16 protein-coding genes and 1 CRISPR repeat array are annotated in these 16,790 nt (G+C 50.0%); all 16 genes read left to right on the top strand.

Features of this window, described 5'->3' with window-relative positions; all coding sequences use genetic code 11:
* The first annotated feature begins 42 nt into the window (after positions 1–42).
* The 16 genes from E3E33_RS02660 to cas10 all read left to right on the top strand — a co-directional run bounded on the left by E3E33_RS02660 (position 43) and on the right by cas10 (position 16,790).
* A complete protein-coding gene (locus E3E33_RS02660; protein WP_167711881.1) occupies positions 43–930 on the top strand; it encodes an ATP phosphoribosyltransferase regulatory subunit in 888 nt (295 codons plus the stop codon).
* Positions 930–1,547 (top strand): ATP phosphoribosyltransferase, encoded by a 618-nt coding sequence (gene hisG / locus E3E33_RS02655; protein WP_167711880.1) that lies wholly within the window; start codon positions 930–932, stop codon positions 1,545–1,547. The genes E3E33_RS02660 and hisG overlap by 1 nt, the downstream gene beginning before the upstream one ends.
* Complete coding sequence (gene hisD / locus E3E33_RS02650) at positions 1,537–2,670, top strand: histidinol dehydrogenase (RefSeq protein ID WP_167711879.1); 1,134 nt, start codon at positions 1,537–1,539, stop codon at positions 2,668–2,670. The genes hisG and hisD overlap by 11 nt, the downstream gene beginning before the upstream one ends.
* Positions 2,667–3,197, top strand: coding sequence for an imidazoleglycerol-phosphate dehydratase HisB (gene hisB, locus E3E33_RS02645; RefSeq protein WP_012571841.1), 531 nt, complete (start codon positions 2,667–2,669; stop codon positions 3,195–3,197). The genes hisD and hisB overlap by 4 nt, the downstream gene beginning before the upstream one ends.
* Positions 3,197–3,784 carry an imidazole glycerol phosphate synthase subunit HisH gene (gene hisH, locus E3E33_RS02640; protein WP_012571842.1) on the top strand — a complete coding sequence of 196 codons (588 nt, stop codon included), beginning with the start codon at positions 3,197–3,199 and terminating at the stop codon, positions 3,782–3,784. The genes hisB and hisH overlap by 1 nt, the downstream gene beginning before the upstream one ends.
* 1 nt (position 3,785) lies before the next feature.
* Positions 3,786–4,475 (top strand): 1-(5-phosphoribosyl)-5-((5-phosphoribosylamino)methylideneamino)imidazole-4-carboxamide isomerase, encoded by a 690-nt coding sequence (gene hisA, locus E3E33_RS02635; RefSeq protein ID WP_167711878.1) that lies wholly within the window; start codon positions 3,786–3,788, stop codon positions 4,473–4,475.
* Complete coding sequence (gene hisF / locus E3E33_RS02630; RefSeq protein ID WP_012571844.1) at positions 4,469–5,227, top strand: imidazole glycerol phosphate synthase subunit HisF; 759 nt, start codon at positions 4,469–4,471, stop codon at positions 5,225–5,227. Before hisA ends, hisF begins: the two co-directional genes overlap by 7 nt.
* 9 nt (positions 5,228–5,236) lie before the next feature.
* A complete protein-coding gene (gene hisIE, locus E3E33_RS02625) occupies positions 5,237–5,863 on the top strand; it encodes a bifunctional phosphoribosyl-AMP cyclohydrolase/phosphoribosyl-ATP diphosphatase HisIE (protein WP_012571845.1) in 627 nt (208 codons plus the stop codon).
* Entirely contained in the window at positions 5,860–6,867 is a 1,008-nt protein-coding gene (gene hisC / locus E3E33_RS02620) for a histidinol-phosphate transaminase (protein ID WP_167711877.1), read from the top strand. The genes hisIE and hisC overlap by 4 nt, the downstream gene beginning before the upstream one ends.
* The gene (locus E3E33_RS02615; RefSeq protein WP_167711876.1) at positions 6,864–7,586 is read left to right on the top strand and encodes an HAD family hydrolase; all 723 of its coding nucleotides are present in this window, start codon (positions 6,864–6,866) and stop codon (positions 7,584–7,586) included. Before hisC ends, E3E33_RS02615 begins: the two co-directional genes overlap by 4 nt.
* Positions 7,587–7,591: 5 nt before the next feature.
* The gene (proC, locus tag E3E33_RS02610; protein ID WP_012571848.1) at positions 7,592–8,380 is read left to right on the top strand and encodes a pyrroline-5-carboxylate reductase; all 789 of its coding nucleotides are present in this window, start codon (positions 7,592–7,594) and stop codon (positions 8,378–8,380) included.
* Between the two features lie 237 nt (positions 8,381–8,617).
* On the top strand, positions 8,618–9,322 hold the full coding sequence (locus tag E3E33_RS02605) for an ATPase domain-containing protein (RefSeq protein WP_012571849.1): 705 nt from the start codon (positions 8,618–8,620) through the stop codon (positions 9,320–9,322).
* A gap of 6 nt (positions 9,323–9,328) precedes the next feature.
* Entirely contained in the window at positions 9,329–9,931 is a 603-nt protein-coding gene (locus tag E3E33_RS02600; RefSeq protein WP_048055057.1) for a hypothetical protein, read from the top strand.
* A 339-nt stretch (positions 9,932–10,270) separates the two neighbouring features.
* On the top strand, positions 10,271–11,266 hold the full coding sequence (locus E3E33_RS02595) for a TIGR01177 family methyltransferase (RefSeq protein WP_167711875.1): 996 nt from the start codon (positions 10,271–10,273) through the stop codon (positions 11,264–11,266).
* Between the two features lie 492 nt (positions 11,267–11,758).
* Positions 11,759–13,512: a CRISPR direct-repeat array (repeat unit 29 nt; unit sequence GTTTCAGTGGGACAGAATTGTGTGGAAAC).
* Between the two features lie 226 nt (positions 13,513–13,738).
* Positions 13,739–14,452 carry a CRISPR-associated endoribonuclease Cas6 gene (gene cas6 / locus E3E33_RS02590; RefSeq protein ID WP_167712184.1) on the top strand — a complete coding sequence of 238 codons (714 nt, stop codon included), beginning with the start codon at positions 13,739–13,741 and terminating at the stop codon, positions 14,450–14,452.
* Between the two features lie 4 nt (positions 14,453–14,456).
* A complete protein-coding gene (gene cas10, locus E3E33_RS02585; protein ID WP_167712183.1) occupies positions 14,457–16,790 on the top strand; it encodes a type III-A CRISPR-associated protein Cas10/Csm1 in 2,334 nt (777 codons plus the stop codon).

Raw genomic sequence — 16,790 nt, 5'->3', positions numbered from 1 at the left:
AGCAGGGGATGTTCTCATTCAAAAGTTCTCGGAGGGGTTATTGTGAAGAAGGATTTGCTTTCCGAATCAGAGAGGTTAGCGGATATTACAAAATATCTAAGGCGAACATTTGAGCTGTGGGGCTACAGGGAAGTGTTCCTGCCAACGATAGAGGAATTCAGCGAGGAGCTGAGGAAAGGGACAAAGTTCGTCTACGACAATGAGTTCTACGTAATAAAACCCGATTTAACCTCCCAGATACTTGCAAACCTCAAGGAGCCAAGGAGGCTCAAGCTATACTACATCAGCGAAGTGTTGGACGGAGGGATTAGAGGGAAGTGGCAGGCTGGAGTTGAGTTCATTGGCGGAGAAGACATCAAAATGCAGGTTGAGGTTCTTTTAACTGTTATAACTTCCCTCGAGGCGCTCGGCATTGAGGACTTTTACATCGACGTCGGCAGCCTGAAAATCTGGGAGAGTGCCATTGAAGGAATTGAAGAATTTAGGGCAGAGATCTTCAGAGCCCTGACGAGGAGGAACTTCGAAATTATTGAGAGGCTACCCATAAGTGAAGAAAAAAAGGAGGAGCTCTGGCAGCTGTTCAACTTCAGAGGAAAGAGCTGCGGATATAAAAAGCTCAACAAAATCATCGATGCCCTTGACGACAGGAGGGTCTTCATAGATTTCGGCACGATAAGGCCCCTGCCCTACTACAGTGACGTGATCTTTGAGGTCTATTCTCCAGAGATTGGCAAGCCCTTGGGTGGCGGAGGCGAGTATATATTTAAGGGTAAAAAAGCCTTTGGATTCGCCTTTGACTTAAATGCACTCTCAAAGCTCTTTAACGGCAAAATAGAGAAGAACAGGAAGAGAATTCAGGGGGAGCTAAAGGAAACGTACAAGCTTGCAAAGGAGCTTGTTAAGCTCGGCATTCCAGTGGAGGTGGAATAATGAGGTTTGTTCTGCCCAAAGGAAGATTGTTCAAAGGCTCTCTTGAAATCCTCAAAAAAGCAGGCATTGAGCTCAAACCACCAGAGACCCGGGAACTGATAGTGAGAAACGGCAGGTATGAGCTTCTCCTTGCGAGGGCTTTTGATGTGCCCGTGTATGTAGAGCACGGCATAGATGTCGGCATAGCCGGAAGCGACGTCGTGGAGGAAAGGGGAAGCGACGTCCTCGTTCCTCTTGAGCTGCCTTTTGGGAAGTGCCGCCTGAGCCTGGCGATGCCCAAAGAGAGTGCAGTCAGCGTTGAAGAGATGAACGGGTTCAGGATAGCCACCAAATATCCAAACCTTGCGAGGAAGTTTTTCGAGAGGAATGGAGTTGAAGTTGAAGTGATAAAGCTCCACGGGAGCATTGAGCTCGCTCCAAAGATTGGGGTTGCAGATGCCATCGTTGACATAGTCGAGACTGGAAACACGTTGAGGGCTAACGGCTTAGTTGAGGTAGAGAAGATTATGGATGTTTCGGCTTTGCTCTTGGTGAACAGAATCTCCCAGAAGACGAAGTTTGACGAAATTAACGAACTCGTTTTAAAAATTAAGGAGGTTGTTAGAGATGGATTTTGAGCTGGAAAGCTACGTGGCTGGAATTTTGAGGGATATAAGGGAGAGGGGCATCGAAGCGGTGAAGGAATACTCAAAGAAGTTCGACGGCTACGAGGGCGAATTCCTGGTAAGTGAGGAGGAGTTCGAAGAAGCTGAGAGGCTGATTCCAGAAAAAGACAAGGAGATCATCAAGCGTACAATAGAGAGAATCCGCTTTTACCACGAGAAGCAGCTTGAGAACGATAAGCTCTACATAAAGAACGCCTCGCTTTACGGCATAATCTACAAGCCAATTAGGAGGATAGGAATCTACGTCCCGGGAGGAAAGCCTCTGCCCTCGACGCTCATGATGGTCGGGGTTCCGGCAAAAATAGCGGGCGTTAAGGAGATAGCGGTTACAATACCACCCAAAAATGGCAAAGTTAACCCCTACGTCCTCTACGTGGCAAAGCTCCTCGGCATTAAAGAGGTCTACAAGCTCGGCGGGATTCAGGCGATTGGAGCAATGGCTTATGGCATTGGCATGAAGAAAGTGGACAAAATCTTTGGTCCGGGCAACAAGTTCGTGAACGAGGCAAAGAGGCAGGTTTTCGGTGTTGTGGGAATTGACAGCTTGGCTGGACCGTCGGAGATAGCAGTTATAGCCGATGAGAGCGCGAACAAAGAATACGTCCTCTACGACTTACTCTCCCAGCTTGAGCACGGAAAGGACAGCAAGGCCTGGCTCCTGACGACTTCAAGAGAGCTGGCAGAGTACTGCAACAGGGACGGGATCGAGGTCGTTCTCTGTAAGAGCCTTGCGGAATGCGCCGAAAAGGCTAACGAGATAGCTCCGGAGCACTTGGAAATAATCACCGAGAACCCAATGGGACTGGTTGACCTCATAGACAACGCGGGAGCGATATACCTCGGGGAGTACACGCCAGTGCCAGCGGCTGACTACTTCCTCGGCGTCAACCACGTCCTTCCGACGGGAGGAGCAGCGAAGTTCAGCGGAGTTTTAACAGTTATGGACTTCATGAAGAGGATTAGCTTAGCCTACGTCAGCAGAGAGGAGTTCTTGGCGGAGAGATATCTAGGAATTCGCCTGGCCGAAATTGAAGGACTTGAGATGCACAAAAGGAGCATGGAGGTTAGAAGATGAGGCGCAAAACGAAAGAGACCGACATAGCTGTGGAGATTGGCGTTGAGGGAGGCATAGAGACGGGAGACAGAGTGTTCGACCACCTCCTCACTGCTTTATTCTTTTACATGGAGCAGAATGTCAGCATCAGGGCGAGCTACGATTTGAGGCACCACCTATGGGAAGACCTGGGTATAGTCCTCGGAGAGGAGCTTAGGGAGAAAATTAGGGGCAAAAAGATAGCGCGCTTCGGAAATGCCGTAATGCCCATGGACGATGCACTAGTTCTGGTCGCTGTGGACATATCAAGGCCCTACCTCAACCTTGAGCTTGACGTGAAGGAGAGCGAAGAGGGCTTCGAGGTTACGCTCGTCAGGGAGTTCCTCTGGGCGCTGGCGAGGACGCTGAATGCAACAATCCACGTGAAGCAGCTGGCTGGAATAAACGCCCACCACATAATCGAAGCGACCTTTAAGGGACTCGGCATTGCTTTAAAACAGGCTTTGAGAGAGAGTGAGCGTTTGGAGAGCACAAAGGGGGTGCTGTAGTGATTGCAATAGTTGATCTTGACATAGGCAACTTGGCCAACGTGAGGAAAGCCCTCGGAGGAGTAATTACGAGCGACCCCTATGAAATAGAAAAAGCCGAGAAAATAGTCCTGCCCGGGGTTGGAAACTTTGGAGCTGTGATGGAGAAGCTTGAGCCTTTGAGGGGAGTTATCTTGGATGCTATAAACGACGGAAAGCCGTTCCTTGGGATATGCCTTGGACTTCAATTGCTGTTTGAGTGGAGTGAAGAAAGCAGGGGTAAGGGCTTAGGTGCCTTCGAGGGTAACGTTGTGAGGTTTAGAGGAGTCAGAACGCCGCACATAGGCTGGAACCAGGTGTGGCAGAAAAAAGAATGCAAGCTCTTTGAGGGCATAAAGGACGGAGCTTACTTCTACTTTGTCCACTCCTACTACGCCCAGCCAGCGGACGAGGGCATAATCGCCGGAGTTACCGATTACAAGTCCAAGGGGAACGAGGTCGTCTTTACCTCAGCAGTCTGCAGGGACAACGTCTTCGCGGTGCAGTTCCACCCTGAAAAGTCGAGCAGAAACGGGTTGAGACTTTTAGCAAACTTCAGGAGGTTGTGAGATGAGAATTTATCCAGCCATTGACCTCATGGGTGGAAAAGCCGTGCGCCTCTACAGGGGGCAGAAGGAGAAAGTGAAGGTCTACGGCGATCCCGTGGAAATAGCAAGCAGATTTGCAGAGCTCGTTGATAAAATCCACGTCGTGGACTTAGACGGAGCTTTCACAGGGAAGCCACAGAACCTTGACGTTGTGAAGGAGATAATAGAGGAAACAGGGCTTAAAGTCCAGGTCGGAGGGGGCTTCCGCTCCTATGAGAGCATAGCAAAAGCATACGAAATCGGCGCCGAGAACGTCATAATCGGCACGAAGGCCTTCGACCTCGAGTTCCTGGAGAAGATAACGGACAACTTCGACGGGATAACTGTCAGCCTAGATGCAAGGGGCGGGAAGATCGCGGTTAAGGGATGGCTCGAGGAGAGCTCGCTTAAGGTCGGGGAAGCCTACGAGATGCTCAGGGAGTACGTGGACAGGTTCATCTACACCTCAATCGAGAGGGACGGCACGCTGACGGGGATAGAAAGTATAGAGCGGTTTTGGAAGGATGAGGAGTTCATCTACGCTGGGGGAGTTTCGAGCGTGGATGATGTGCTCAAGCTGAGGAGGGTCGGCTTCTCTGGAGCCATAGTCGGGAAAGCCCTTTACGAGAGTGAAGTCAGCCTGAAAGAGCTTCTGGAGGTTCTGGAATGTTAGCCAAGAGGATTATAGCCGCTCTTGACATAAAAGAGGGGAGAGTCGTCAAGGGAATAAAGTTCCAGAACATTAGAGATGCTGGCGACCCAATAGAGCTCGCCAGGAGATACGAGGAAGAAGGGATAGATGAGATCGTCTTCCTCGACATCACAGCATCGTTTGAGAAGAGGAAAATCCTGCTCGACCTCGTTAAACGGATAGCGGAGGAAATATACGTCCCCTTCACTGTCGGAGGCGGGATAAAGAGCGTTGAGGAGATAAGAGAGATAATCAAAAGCGGCGCGGATAAAGTTTTTCTCAACACTGCCGCAGTGAACAACCCCGAGCTCGTGAGGGAAGCAGCAAAGGTTGTCGGCTCTGCGAATTTAGTGATAGCGATTGATGCAAAGTGGAACGGGGAGTACTGGGAGGTCTACACCCACGGGGGAAGGAAGGCGAGGGGGATTAACGCAGTAGAGTGGGCCAAGGAAGTCGAGAGGCTCGGTGCCGGCGAGATACTGCTTACAAGCATGGACACTGATGGGACCCAGGAGGGCTTTGACATTCCCTTAACCAAAGCTATCGTTGAAGCAGTAGATATTCCAGTCATAGCCTCCGGCGGCGCTGGAAGTCCAGAGCACTTCTACGAGGCTTTCAAGATTGGAGCAGAGGCTGCTTTGGCAGCTTCAATCTTCCACTACGGGAAATACACGGTCAGGGAGCTGAAGGAGTATTTGGCTGAAAAGGGCATACCCGTGAGGCTGAACTACTGAGGTGGTAGCATGGATGAGCTGATTAATAGGGTCAACTGGGAAAAGAATGGTGGAATCGTTCCCGTAATCGTTCAGGACACGAGGGGAGAAGTTTTAACGCTGGCCTATATGAGCAGAGAAGCATTGAGGAAAACGCTTGAAACGGGTTATGCTCACTACTACTCGCGCTCACAGGACAGAATTAGGATGAAGGGGGAAGTCAGTGGCAACGTCCAGCTCGTGAAGGAGGTGAGGGTAGACTGCGACAACGATGCGTTGCTTTTAATCGTCGAGCCCAAAGGACCTGCCTGCCACACGGGGAACTATTCCTGCTTTTACCGGAAGCTTGGCGAGCCTGAGAGGATAGCAGAGGAGATAGACTACTCGCTCACAATCCTAAGAGAGCTTGAAGAACTGATAAAGCAGAGAAAGGAAAAGCTTCTCGATGGATCTTACACCTCAAAACTCTTTGCTGAAGGGAAAGAGAAGATTTACAAGAAATTCGGGGAGGAAGCCATCGAGGTCCTCGTCGCAGAGGACAGGGAAAGGATAATCTACGAGACCGCTGATATGCTCTACCACCTCCTGGTTCTCTTAGCATACAACGACATAAGTTTGGGCGAGGTTATGACCGAGCTGAGGAGGCGCAGGAAATGAGGATTAGGCCTCTTGTTAAATCCTTCCAGCCATATAAAGTCTTGGAGGGAGATTACAGAATATGGCTTGACAAGAACGAGAATCCCTTCGATTTATCACCGGAGATAAAGGAGGAGATTTTTGAAGAGCTAAAGCGGGTTCCCTTCAACAGATACCCTCACATCACCGCTGACCCGCTGAGGGAAAGGATAGCAGAGTTTTTAGGGATTGACAAAGAAAACATAATCGTCGGAAACGGGAGTGATGAACTGATAAGCCTAATTTTGAAGCTCTTTGAGGGGGATCACATAGTCATAAGCTCTCCCACCTTTGGGATGTACGGCTTCTTTGCAAAGTTCGAGGGAATCAATTTAATTGATGTCCCACTGGATGAGAACTTCAGACTTCAGAACGTCGAGGAGTATGCGGAAAACGCCAGGGCACTCTTTATCTGCTCCCCAAACAATCCCACGGGCAACACTCAAGATAGAGAAAAGATAATAAGCGTCCTTGAAACCGGTGCTCCTGTCGTCTTGGATGAAGCGTACGTAGAGTTTGCAAAGGGCAGCAACGTGGATCTAATCAGTGAGTACGACAATTTAATAGTCCTGAGAACGTTCTCAAAGGCCTTCGGGCTTGCAGGAGTCAGAGTTGGCTATGCAGTCGGGAGTGAAGAGATAATAGACCACCTCCATCGAATCAAACCGCCCTTTACTCTAGACTCCATCTCAATGAAGATAGCAGAGCTCATGCTCGACCACTACGATCTAGTCAGGCGGAACATCGATTACATAATCAAGGAGCGTGAGCGAATTTATCGGAAGTTCAAGGACTACGCGTATCCTAGCGAGGCCAACTTCATCCTGATGAAGCTTAATGCTTACGAATTTTTACTCGAAAAGGGCATCGTGGTAAGAAAGCTCGGCGGAAGATTGACGGGGCACATAAGGGTTACCGTCGGCAAAAGGGAGGAGAACGACGAGCTGATTGGGGCGTTGAAGGAGTTCATGGAGGGGAGAGGATGAAGTGGGTCATCTTCGACGTTGACGGCGTTCTGATTGACGTCCGCGAGAGCTACGACCTAGCCACAAAGCTCACGGTGGAGTACTTCCTCAGACTCTTCGAGGTTAAGAAGAGAATCAAGCTAGAGTGGATAAGGAAGCTTAGACGGAAGGGAGCTTTTGGTGATGACTTCAAGGTCAGCGAGGCGCTGATACTCTTTGCGATAGCCGGAGACGTTGAAGGGCTCATAGAGGAGTTTCCGGAGGGCGAAGGAATAAACTGGGTTCGCGAAAGATTCGGGATTGGACTCTTCAACGGAAGCATTGAGCAGGTTTTTAACACATTTTACCTGGGCGAGCACTACCCGGGAAGGCTCTTCGATTTCGACGGCCTCTGGAAGAAGGAGAGGCCAATAGTAAGGACGGAACTGCTCGAGATGGCCAAAAAGCGGTTCAAGCTCGGCGTTATAACGGGGAGAAGCGCATTGGAGCTTGAGCTGGCGGAGAAGCTCATAGACTTCCACTTCGAGAAGGCTGTGACGAGGGAGCTCTACGTGAAGCCCGATCCGAGGGCAATATGGCACCTCACCAGGGGTGAAGACGGGGTTTACATAGGGGACACCGTGAACGACGAACTGCTCGTGGAAAACTACAGAAAGGAATACGGAAGGGATTTTGACTTTGTCTTGGTTGGAAGAGATATTGAAAACGTTAATGAATTATTGGAGAACTTATTGGGGTGATCAGCTTGAAGGTGGCGGTTATAGGTGCCGGAACAATTGGTGGGGCGGTAGCAAAGGCTCTGGCCGAAGCTGGCCACTCGGTAATCGCAACACGGAGGAGCGTCGAAAAGGCCATGTGGTTAGAGGAACACGGCGTCAGGGTCATCAGGAATAACGTCGAGGCCGCGGAATGGGCGGAGGTAGTTTTTATCGCGGTCAAGCCAAACAAAGTGCCTGGAGTCCTCAGAGAGATCAATAAAGCAATAGGCGGTAAGCTTGTAATTTCACTGGCTGCAGGAATTCCCCTTAAGAACCTCAAACGGCTAGCACCTAAAGCCAAGTTCGTGAGGGCAATGCCCAATATAGCCATCTTAGTCAAGGAGTCATTTACGGCATACACATCGGACGGGCTGAGCGAAGAAGATATAACAATCGTTGAGAATCTCTTCAGCTCATTTGGAAAGTGCCTTAGAGTTGATGAGGAGCACATGGATGCCATAACTGGTTTAAGTGGTTCAGGACCGGCCTATGTTTCCGTGTTCTTGGAAGCAATGATTTATGGTGGACTCAGGGTGGGTCTTCCGAGGGATGTTGCAAAGCTCGCCGCAGCGCAGACCTTGCTCGGGACAGCGAAGCTTCTCTTAGAGAGCGAAAACCATCCTGCGGAAATCAGAGACATGGTTATAACGCCAGGAGGAACCACAATAGATGGTATCTTTGAGCTGGAGGAGGGAAAGATAAGAACGGCAATAATGAAGGCCGTTGACGCTGCGACAAAGAAATCTAAAATACTCTCAGTAGAAATCAAAAAGTAGTCTTACTTTTATTTCTCAAGCATATAACTCATTTTTGGTCTTTTCGAAGATTCATAAACCAATAGTGGGAGTCAGCGATTACCTCCAATACATGCCAAAAAATTGCCATATGCTCACAATATGTACGGGATATTAGATCATAAAGGACATATTTTATGTAAAGCCATGGCCATCAATAACATATATATACTATTACTACCAAGTTCCTTATTAGGTGAGTAGTTTTAGGTGAACATAATGGAGAGAATATCTACAGGAATAAAAGGACTTGACAAGATGCTTGAAGGTGGCCTAATCCCCGGGAGAACGTACTTGGTTAAAGGTGGCCCGGGAACGGGAAAAACCACTCTCACCATTCAATTCCTCACTGAAGGCGTGAAAAACGGTGAAGACGTCCTCTACGTGACACTTGAGGAATCCCTTAAAACCCTAAAAGAGGATATGTCAAAGCTGGGGTTTAACTTGGACGACCCTAAATTCGATGCAATAGATGCAACTCCCGTTACAGATAAGGCACATAACATCTTTGCTGGTACATTCTACGAGACGTTTGGAAAGAGTTTCGAAAAATTAACGAGTGCAATTCAAGACAAAGTCAAATCTAAACATTATTCAAGGGTGGCTATTGATCCTTTAACAATGCTAAAGCTCACAGTGAAAGATGAACTGGATTACAGGACAACGTTCATAGGTTTCTTGAAGTCACTATCCGAGCTTGGTGCCACTGTCATTTTAACTTCTGATTTAAAGACCAGTGATGTGGAGGAGTACCTGGTAAGTGGGGTCATAGAACTTAAGACCCTTGAAGTAAACGGACGGCTGTTAAGGGGGATTATGATACGAAAATTCCGAGGAAGCTCTTTTGATGAACAAATTAGGCCCTACAGGATAACCACCGGCGGAATTAAGGTCTACAATAATGAGAACATCTTTGTTGAGTGACTGGAAATGAAAACAGGAATAAAAAAGCTCGATAAATTGCTGGGCGAAGTCCCTGAAGGCAGTGTGATCCTAATAGAGACAGTAGGCACTTTAGGCGAGGAGATAGCGGCAAGTATGCTACAGACCAACAAGGAAAAGGCCGTTGCGTTCGTTACACCCCAGCTCAAGGAAGAGTTCGAGAAACGCTTTAATCTACGGAAAATAGGGATGGTAGTTCTTGGAGGGGACATATATCAGGAGGAACTTTATAAGATATCCCACATTCTTAGAAACGTCCCAGAAGGCTCAAGTGTGGGGTTCTTCCTTCTTCACCCACTCCTCGTTTTCCAGTCTTCGAGCATTGTGTTCAGACTGTTTTCAGAACTCGTTATGATAGTTCAAGAAAAGAAGGCGGTCATGGTAGTTCTGCTTGACAAAAGGCTCATCAACAGTAAAAGTCTGGCCGTGTTCGAGGACTATGCCACCCATGTTATAGATATTATTGAGGAAGTCAATGAATTCAAAATAACCCGCGGTCTCAGGATAAAGAAGTCTCCTGGAGGAGGAACAGATTTCTACGAGTTTGATATCATAAATGGAGAGGTTATTATAGGTAATCCGATTACATAAACCCACTTCGATACACTTCACTCTCAGAACAGCAACGTTGGTGTTGGTGGTCTATACTGTCTGCCCTTTTCCATGTCCAGATTTCAAATAAATGGAAAGGACTGGTAGCTCTACAGCCAAGGGCAGCAGTTTTTATCTCCATTGAGTTTTCGGTTTGCTCTTAGACACACATAGAAGATAACGTGCCCGCGGTACCTAGTATGGCTGAACTGTCACTCTACATAACCGACAGTTTCCTCCACGTTGGGGATGTAATCTTGCTTCTGCTTGCTATTATGAAGCCCATATCCCGGTAAAGTCCGGCGGCAAATTTTTAAAAGAAAGGATAAAGCGACCAATATGCTCTACCTGGAGATACTCGGAAACCTTCCAGAGATGGCCAGAGATGAAGTTAAAGCTATGCTCGAGCTCTCGGGCGGTGAAATAGCGGGTCAGGATTATCTGTTCCTCAAGCTCGACGCCGATAAGAGGGCTTTCCCTTACCTGAACCGCCTTGGCCTGTCCCATGAGTATGGGGAACTCTTAATCGAGGCCAACTCCCTAGAGGAACTCCTGGAAAAGGCCAAAGAAATTGAGTGGCCGATAAGCGGAACCTTCAAGGTGGACACAGAGACCATGGCTAACTGCAAATACAATGTTATAGACCTCCCGAGGAAGCTGGGGGCGGTGATACACGGCAAAGGTTTCCGCGTGAACCTTTCAAAACCGGACACCCTTGTGAGGGTCTACTGCGGCGAAAAGCTCTATGCCGGGATAAGATACCGCTTTTTCGACCCCAAAGACTTCGAAAGGAGAAAGGCCCACCACAGGCCGTTCTTCCGACCGATTTCACTCCATCCACGGATTTCAAGGGCGCTGGTAAACCTGACGAAGGCAAGGGAGGAAATCCTCGACCCCTTCATGGGTGCCGGCGGGATTCTGATGGAGGCGGGCTTAATCGGCCTGAAGGTCTACGGCGTTGACATAAAGCCAGAAATGGTGGAAGGCGCAGAAATGAACCTGAGGCACTACGGAATAAAGGACTACACCCTCAAGCTCGGCGACGCGACAAAGCTGGAGGAGCTTTTCCCGGACAAGAAGTTTGAAGCCGTAGCAACGGACCCGCCCTACGGGACTTCGGCAACTCTTGCCGGAAGGGCGAGGGACGAGCTTTACAGGAAAGCCCTAAGGAGCATCTACAACGTCCTTGAAGACGGCGGCAGGCTGGCGATAGCGTTCCCCACGAGCTTCGATGGGGAAGCCGAGGCTGAGAAGGTCGGCTTTAAGCTGGTCGGCAAGTACTACCAGCGCGTGCACAAGAGCCTGGAGAGGTATTTCTACGTGTTTGAGAAGTGAAAGATTGTCGCCCCGAAATTATGCTCTATCATGTTCTATGTTCCGTTTTTGGCGCTTTGAGGGTTTTACAGGGACTACATCCCCGGAAAAAGGCAGACAACCCCGTGGAATTCAGAAAGCACTACTTACAAAACATAACAAGAAGTTACATTAGATACCATATAGTGTAACCAATTTCCGGGCGGAATGTCAATCAAGCCCGCTCGGCGGCCGAAAAGTATCGATCCCCGATATAATTGAACGTTTTTGACAATCTTGCCGCATTCGGGCAGACACTCCAAAATACGGGCCGCTTCGGGCTCTGGAACTCTCATGCACTGCAAAGTACATTGAGAATTTCGGCCCCAGAGAAAAGGCACCCACCCCAGAAAAGGCCGGAAAAGCGGCAGATTCCAGGGCTTTCAGGGGTCCCCCAGTAGGGCTTTCCAGAAACACTTAAATATCCGGGGTTACAGAGGATTCTGTTGGAAAAACAGGGTGAAAAAGTGTCCTGTTTCAGTGGGACAGAATTGTGTGGAAACACCGGCTTCTTTGCACCGTGTTTTTTAGTATGTAAGTGTTTCAGTGGGACAGAATTGTGTGGAAACACGCCGACCAGACCAACACCCGTACCATTCGTCTAGTTTCAGTGGGACAGAATTGTGTGGAAACACGCCGACCAGACCAACACCCGTACCATTCGTCTAGTTTCAGTGGGACAGAATTGTGTGGAAACCTTTTACCTCGAGGAGCATGGAGAGGGTTACTAAAATGTTTCAGTGGGACAGAATTGTGTGGAAACCATGATTTTTCCCTTCACTAAGATTACTTCGTGCCTGAGTTTCAGTGGGACAGAATTGTGTGGAAACCTTTGCATCTGCATCAAAATCACCAACACTTCTAAGAGTTTCAGTGGGACAGAATTGTGTGGAAACCAGATGTAGGGCTGGTAAGGGCTCCAAACCTAAACGCATGTTTCAGTGGGACAGAATTGTGTGGAAACCAGGAATGCCAGTGCAGTTATCACTCCAACAAGCTCTGTTTCAGTGGGACAGAATTGTGTGGAAACTTCATCCGGCAGCTCGACGAAGAGTCAGCGAGGTTGGGTTTCAGTGGGACAGAATTGTGTGGAAACTCAATGGCTCCTATGAGTCTGGTTGCAGTGAGGTACTCGTTTCAGTGGGACAGAATTGTGTGGAAACAAGCAAAGAGGCTTATCAGTGCTGTGAGATTTGAGTCGTTTCAGTGGGACAGAATTGTGTGGAAACCTTACCTCAACGCGACGCTCTTCTGCCCGCTCGACGGTTTCAGTGGGACAGAATTGTGTGGAAACTCCGGTCTCGAAGTCATAGCGGCCTCTGCAACGCTCGTTTCAGTGGGACAGAATTGTGTGGAAACTTTCCCCAGCTGTTGTGATGCCGGTCGTCTCCTTCTGAGTTTCAGTGGGACAGAATTGTGTGGAAACTCATGGGCAACGTTGATGAAGCGATGAGGGAAAAGCTTGCGTTTCAGTGGGACAGAATTGTGTGGAAACTGACTCCAGGCTCATTCGGCTTTGGGACTTCAATGCCGTTTCAGTGGGACAGAATTGTGTGGAAACTGGTTGTACATGGTCTGAGTATAGGCCTGTGCGATGAGTTTCAGTGGGACAGAATTGTGTGGAAACCTGAAACATCTTTAGCCATCTCCTTAAGCTCTTCTGGAGTTTCAGTGGGACAGAATTGTGTGGAAACCTGGGAGTTTGCTGAGGAAGAGCCTGGCTTTGACCTCGTTTCAGTGGGACAGAATTGTGTGGAAACCGTTTCTGAAGTGTCGGGCCAATACGCAAAAATCCAGTTTCAGTGGGACAGAATTGTGTGGAAACACATCTGGAACAACCTGCCAGTGCTTGGTCTTGTCGGCGTTTCAGTGGGACAGAATTGTGTGGAAACTGACAGTGTATTGGTCTATGTTTGTTGGATCGAGAGTGTTTCAGTGGGACAGAATTGTGTGGAAACATCGGCTTTGGCCGAAAGAGATTTTTCCAGCTCTTTCTGTTTCAGTGGGACAGAATTGTGTGGAAACATAATCGCGGCTGTCTCTTTCGGGCTGTGATTAGTCGTGTTTCAGTGGGACAGAATTGTGTGGAAACATAATCGCGGCTGTCTCTTTCGGGCTGTGATTAGTCGTGTTTCAGTGGGACAGAATTGTGTGGAAACTCATAGTAGGTGTATCCACCGAAGATGTGAACCCTTGTGAGTTTCAGTAGGACAGAATTGTGTGAAAGCCCCATTACTGTCCCGCTTGGTTTCCGTAGAACGGCTCGTATGGCAAGAGCGGGAGCTAACGAACGAGCTGAAAGCCTGACCGGAACGTTTCTTTAGAGTCAGCGGATATTCAAAAAGAAATAAAACCTGATTTCCACGGGGTTAGAAGAAAAAGGCATTCAACAATAAGAGTTATAAAGATAGAGCATGCACGTTAAAGACGGTAACCTTCCGGGGAGGATAGATTATGCGCATTAAGGTCAGTTTTTATCCCCCTGATGGTGGGTTTATTTATCCCAACAAGCACGCCGTTCAGGGGTTCATCTACAACATGCTGAAGGGCACGGAGTACGGGGAAAACCACGACGCACCGAGGTTCAAGTTCTTTACATTCTCGGACTTTTTCATAGACTCCCTGGGAAGGCCGACCTTCTTGGTCTCCTCCCCGGACGAGGGCTTCGTCAGGGCACTCCACTCCAGCCTGAAGGACAGGGTCAGGGTATACATAGGGACGCAGGAGCTCATTATAGACGAGCTGAAGAAGTTCAGGCTCCCCCTGAAAAAACGCTTTCAAACGGGCTCCCCGGTGGTCTTATACCGGGACTCGCGGAAAAACGAGTACTTCAAGCTCCACGCCCATAGAGACCTGAACTTCTTCCTGAGACGGCTAAAGGAGAACGCGGAGAAGAAATACAACGCCTTCTACGGGGACGAGTTTACACTGGAAGGGCCGATATTCGACAGGATGATACCCAAGCTGAGGAGAAACGGCAAGCTCGACGTTTACGTCAAGGTCGTCAAGCAGGGGGTTCCGTTTCCCGTCATCGGCTCCAACTGGGAGCTTCTCGAAAAGGAGTGCATAAAGCCCGGGGAGCGGAGGTTCTACAGGTTCATAATGGAGACCGGGCTGGGCGAGAAGAACAGCCTTGGATTCGGCTTCTTGAACCCAATAAGGGGGTGAGTTGGTGGAAATCGATGAACTGACCGCCTTGGGCGGGCTTCTCCACGACATAGGGAAGCCCGTGCAGAGGGCGGGTCTTTACTCCGGGGATCATTCCACACAGGGTGCGAGGTTCCTCAGGGACTTAGCTAAGAACACCGGAAGGGCGGAATACGAGCTCCTCTCCCTTTTCTCCGAGTTCCATCACAGGGGGCACATGAAAAACGATGAACGGATGATAAAGAGGATAAAAGAGCTTTCCCCCGAGCGTTTTGGCCTCACGGTGGACGACGTCCTCAACGCCCTCTGGATAGTATATGAGGCCGACAACCTGGCATCGGGCGAGAGGGAAGAGGGGCAGCCGCAGGCGTCAAGGCCGCTGTACTCCGTGTTCAACCCAAGGAAAGCCTATCCCTGGGCTGAGTTGGACTTCGAAAAAGAACTTCCAGTCCCGGGGGACGTCTTTTCCATCAGGTCCCAGGACTACAGGGAGCTGGTCAAGAGGCTCTGGGAAGAACTTTCCAAGGTCAAGCTTAGGAGCGACAGACTCCTGCCGGTTCTCGAAAAGTACCTGACCTTCGTCAGCTCCGTGACAAGCGAGGGGAACGTCATCTCGCTGTATGACCACATGAGAATGACCTCGGCAATAGCCCTCGCGATGCTCCGCGCCGGGTGCACCGCCGAGGACGTTAGGTCTGGGGGATGCAGGAAAGAGAAACGCTTCCTCCTCATTGAGGGGGACTTTTCCGGAATACAGGACTTCATCTACCGCGTGAGCGGAAAGGGAACCCTCAAGTACCTCCGCGCGAGGAGTGCATACCTCGAACTCATCGGCTGGGACGTCGTGCTTGAGATACTCTCAAGGCTGGGCCTCACGAGGGCCAACGTCATCTTCAACGCCGGCGGCCACTTCATGATAATCGCCCAGAACACACCAGATGCCGTAAAGGAGCTGGAAGAGATAAGGGCGAAGGCCGCCGAGTGGCTTTATCGTGAATTCGAGGGTGACCTCTACCTTGCCATAGAATGGGAGCCTGTCTCCGGCAGGGAGTTTGGAAGAGAAGGTGGGAAAAACCTCTTTGCGGAGGCCAGAAAAAGGCTCAAGCGCAAGCTCACTGTGAGGAAGCTCAAGCGCTTCGGCGAGATAAAGGGCCTCTTCGAGCACGGGCACACCGAAAGGCTAGCGGAGTGTCCCGTATGCGGCCGGGAGCTTCCTGAGGGAAAACTCGAACCTTCTGCCTCTGACCCCGAGACCAAAGTATGTCCCACGTGCAACAGGCTCGTCAGCCTCGGGGGTAACCTTCCAAAGCTGCTCGGATTTGGGCGGACCGCCAAAAACGACGCTGGAGTCCTCGTTGAGGGGCCGTTCTCGGGCTTCGTCCCCTACCTTCAGGGAGGCAGGCCCGTCGGAGAACAAATCCTGGTTAAGAACACGCTCAACCCCGGCGAAATCCCCGAAAGTGCCCAGTTCGTCCCGTATTTCGTGGCGGACTACTTCAAGAAAGACCCCAAGGGCGGAGTCGCGACGTTTGAAGAGCTTTCAATGGCGTCAACCGGTACGAGAAGGCTTGGCGTTATGAAGGGCGATGTGGACAGGCTTGGGGAGTTCTTCAGCTCGATGGACAGCCCGTCGAAGCTCGCAACGGCGTCGAGATTCATGGACTACTTCTTCAAGGGCTACATCGGGGCGATAATTGAAGGAAAGTTCGGCTACATCATAGGAGACGTCCCCTCTCTGAGGGACTGGCCGGAGGAACCTGATATTGTCGTCGTCTATGCCGGCGGCGACGACTTCTTCATCGTTGGGGCGTGGGACCAGATATTCGAGCTCGCATTCAGGGTGCGTAGGGCGTTCAATGCCTACACCGGCGGAAAGCTGACGCTCTCGGTTGGCCTCGGCTACTTCGACGAGCGCACGCCGATATACAGGATGGCGAATGTTGTAAGTGAAAGGCTTGACACGGCCAAAGATGAAGGCAGGAACAGGGTCTTCGTTGTCGGGAGGAGCAGGCCGCTTGATGGGAAGCACAAGCTATCTTACGAGTGGGGCCATTACGAGGAGCTCTGGAGAACCTATGCCCCAAGGATATACGCCGGAAACGGAAGGCTAAAAGGAAAGCTGGAGTCCAAGAAGGGTCTTCTCTGGAAGCTCCTTGAAATAAGGGAGCTTTACGTCAGAGACCCGAACGACGTCCGCTGGGCTTACTTGACCGCATACCTGCTCGGAAGGCACGGTCTCTCTGATCTGTTCCCGGAGCTGGTTGGCATAGACACAAAGGCCGTCGAGAGGAAAGAACCCCAGCCGGTTTACTGGGTTGATGGGGTTTTGAAAATCGTGCTCATGGCGGTTAGGAGGTGA

This window comes from Thermococcus sp. GR5 (assembly GCF_012027535.1).
In the GTDB taxonomy this organism is placed as follows: domain Archaea; phylum Methanobacteriota_B; class Thermococci; order Thermococcales; family Thermococcaceae; genus Thermococcus; species Thermococcus onnurineus.
The sequence above is the reverse complement of the archived record's forward strand: the minus strand, read 5'-3'. Positions and strand labels throughout refer to the sequence as shown.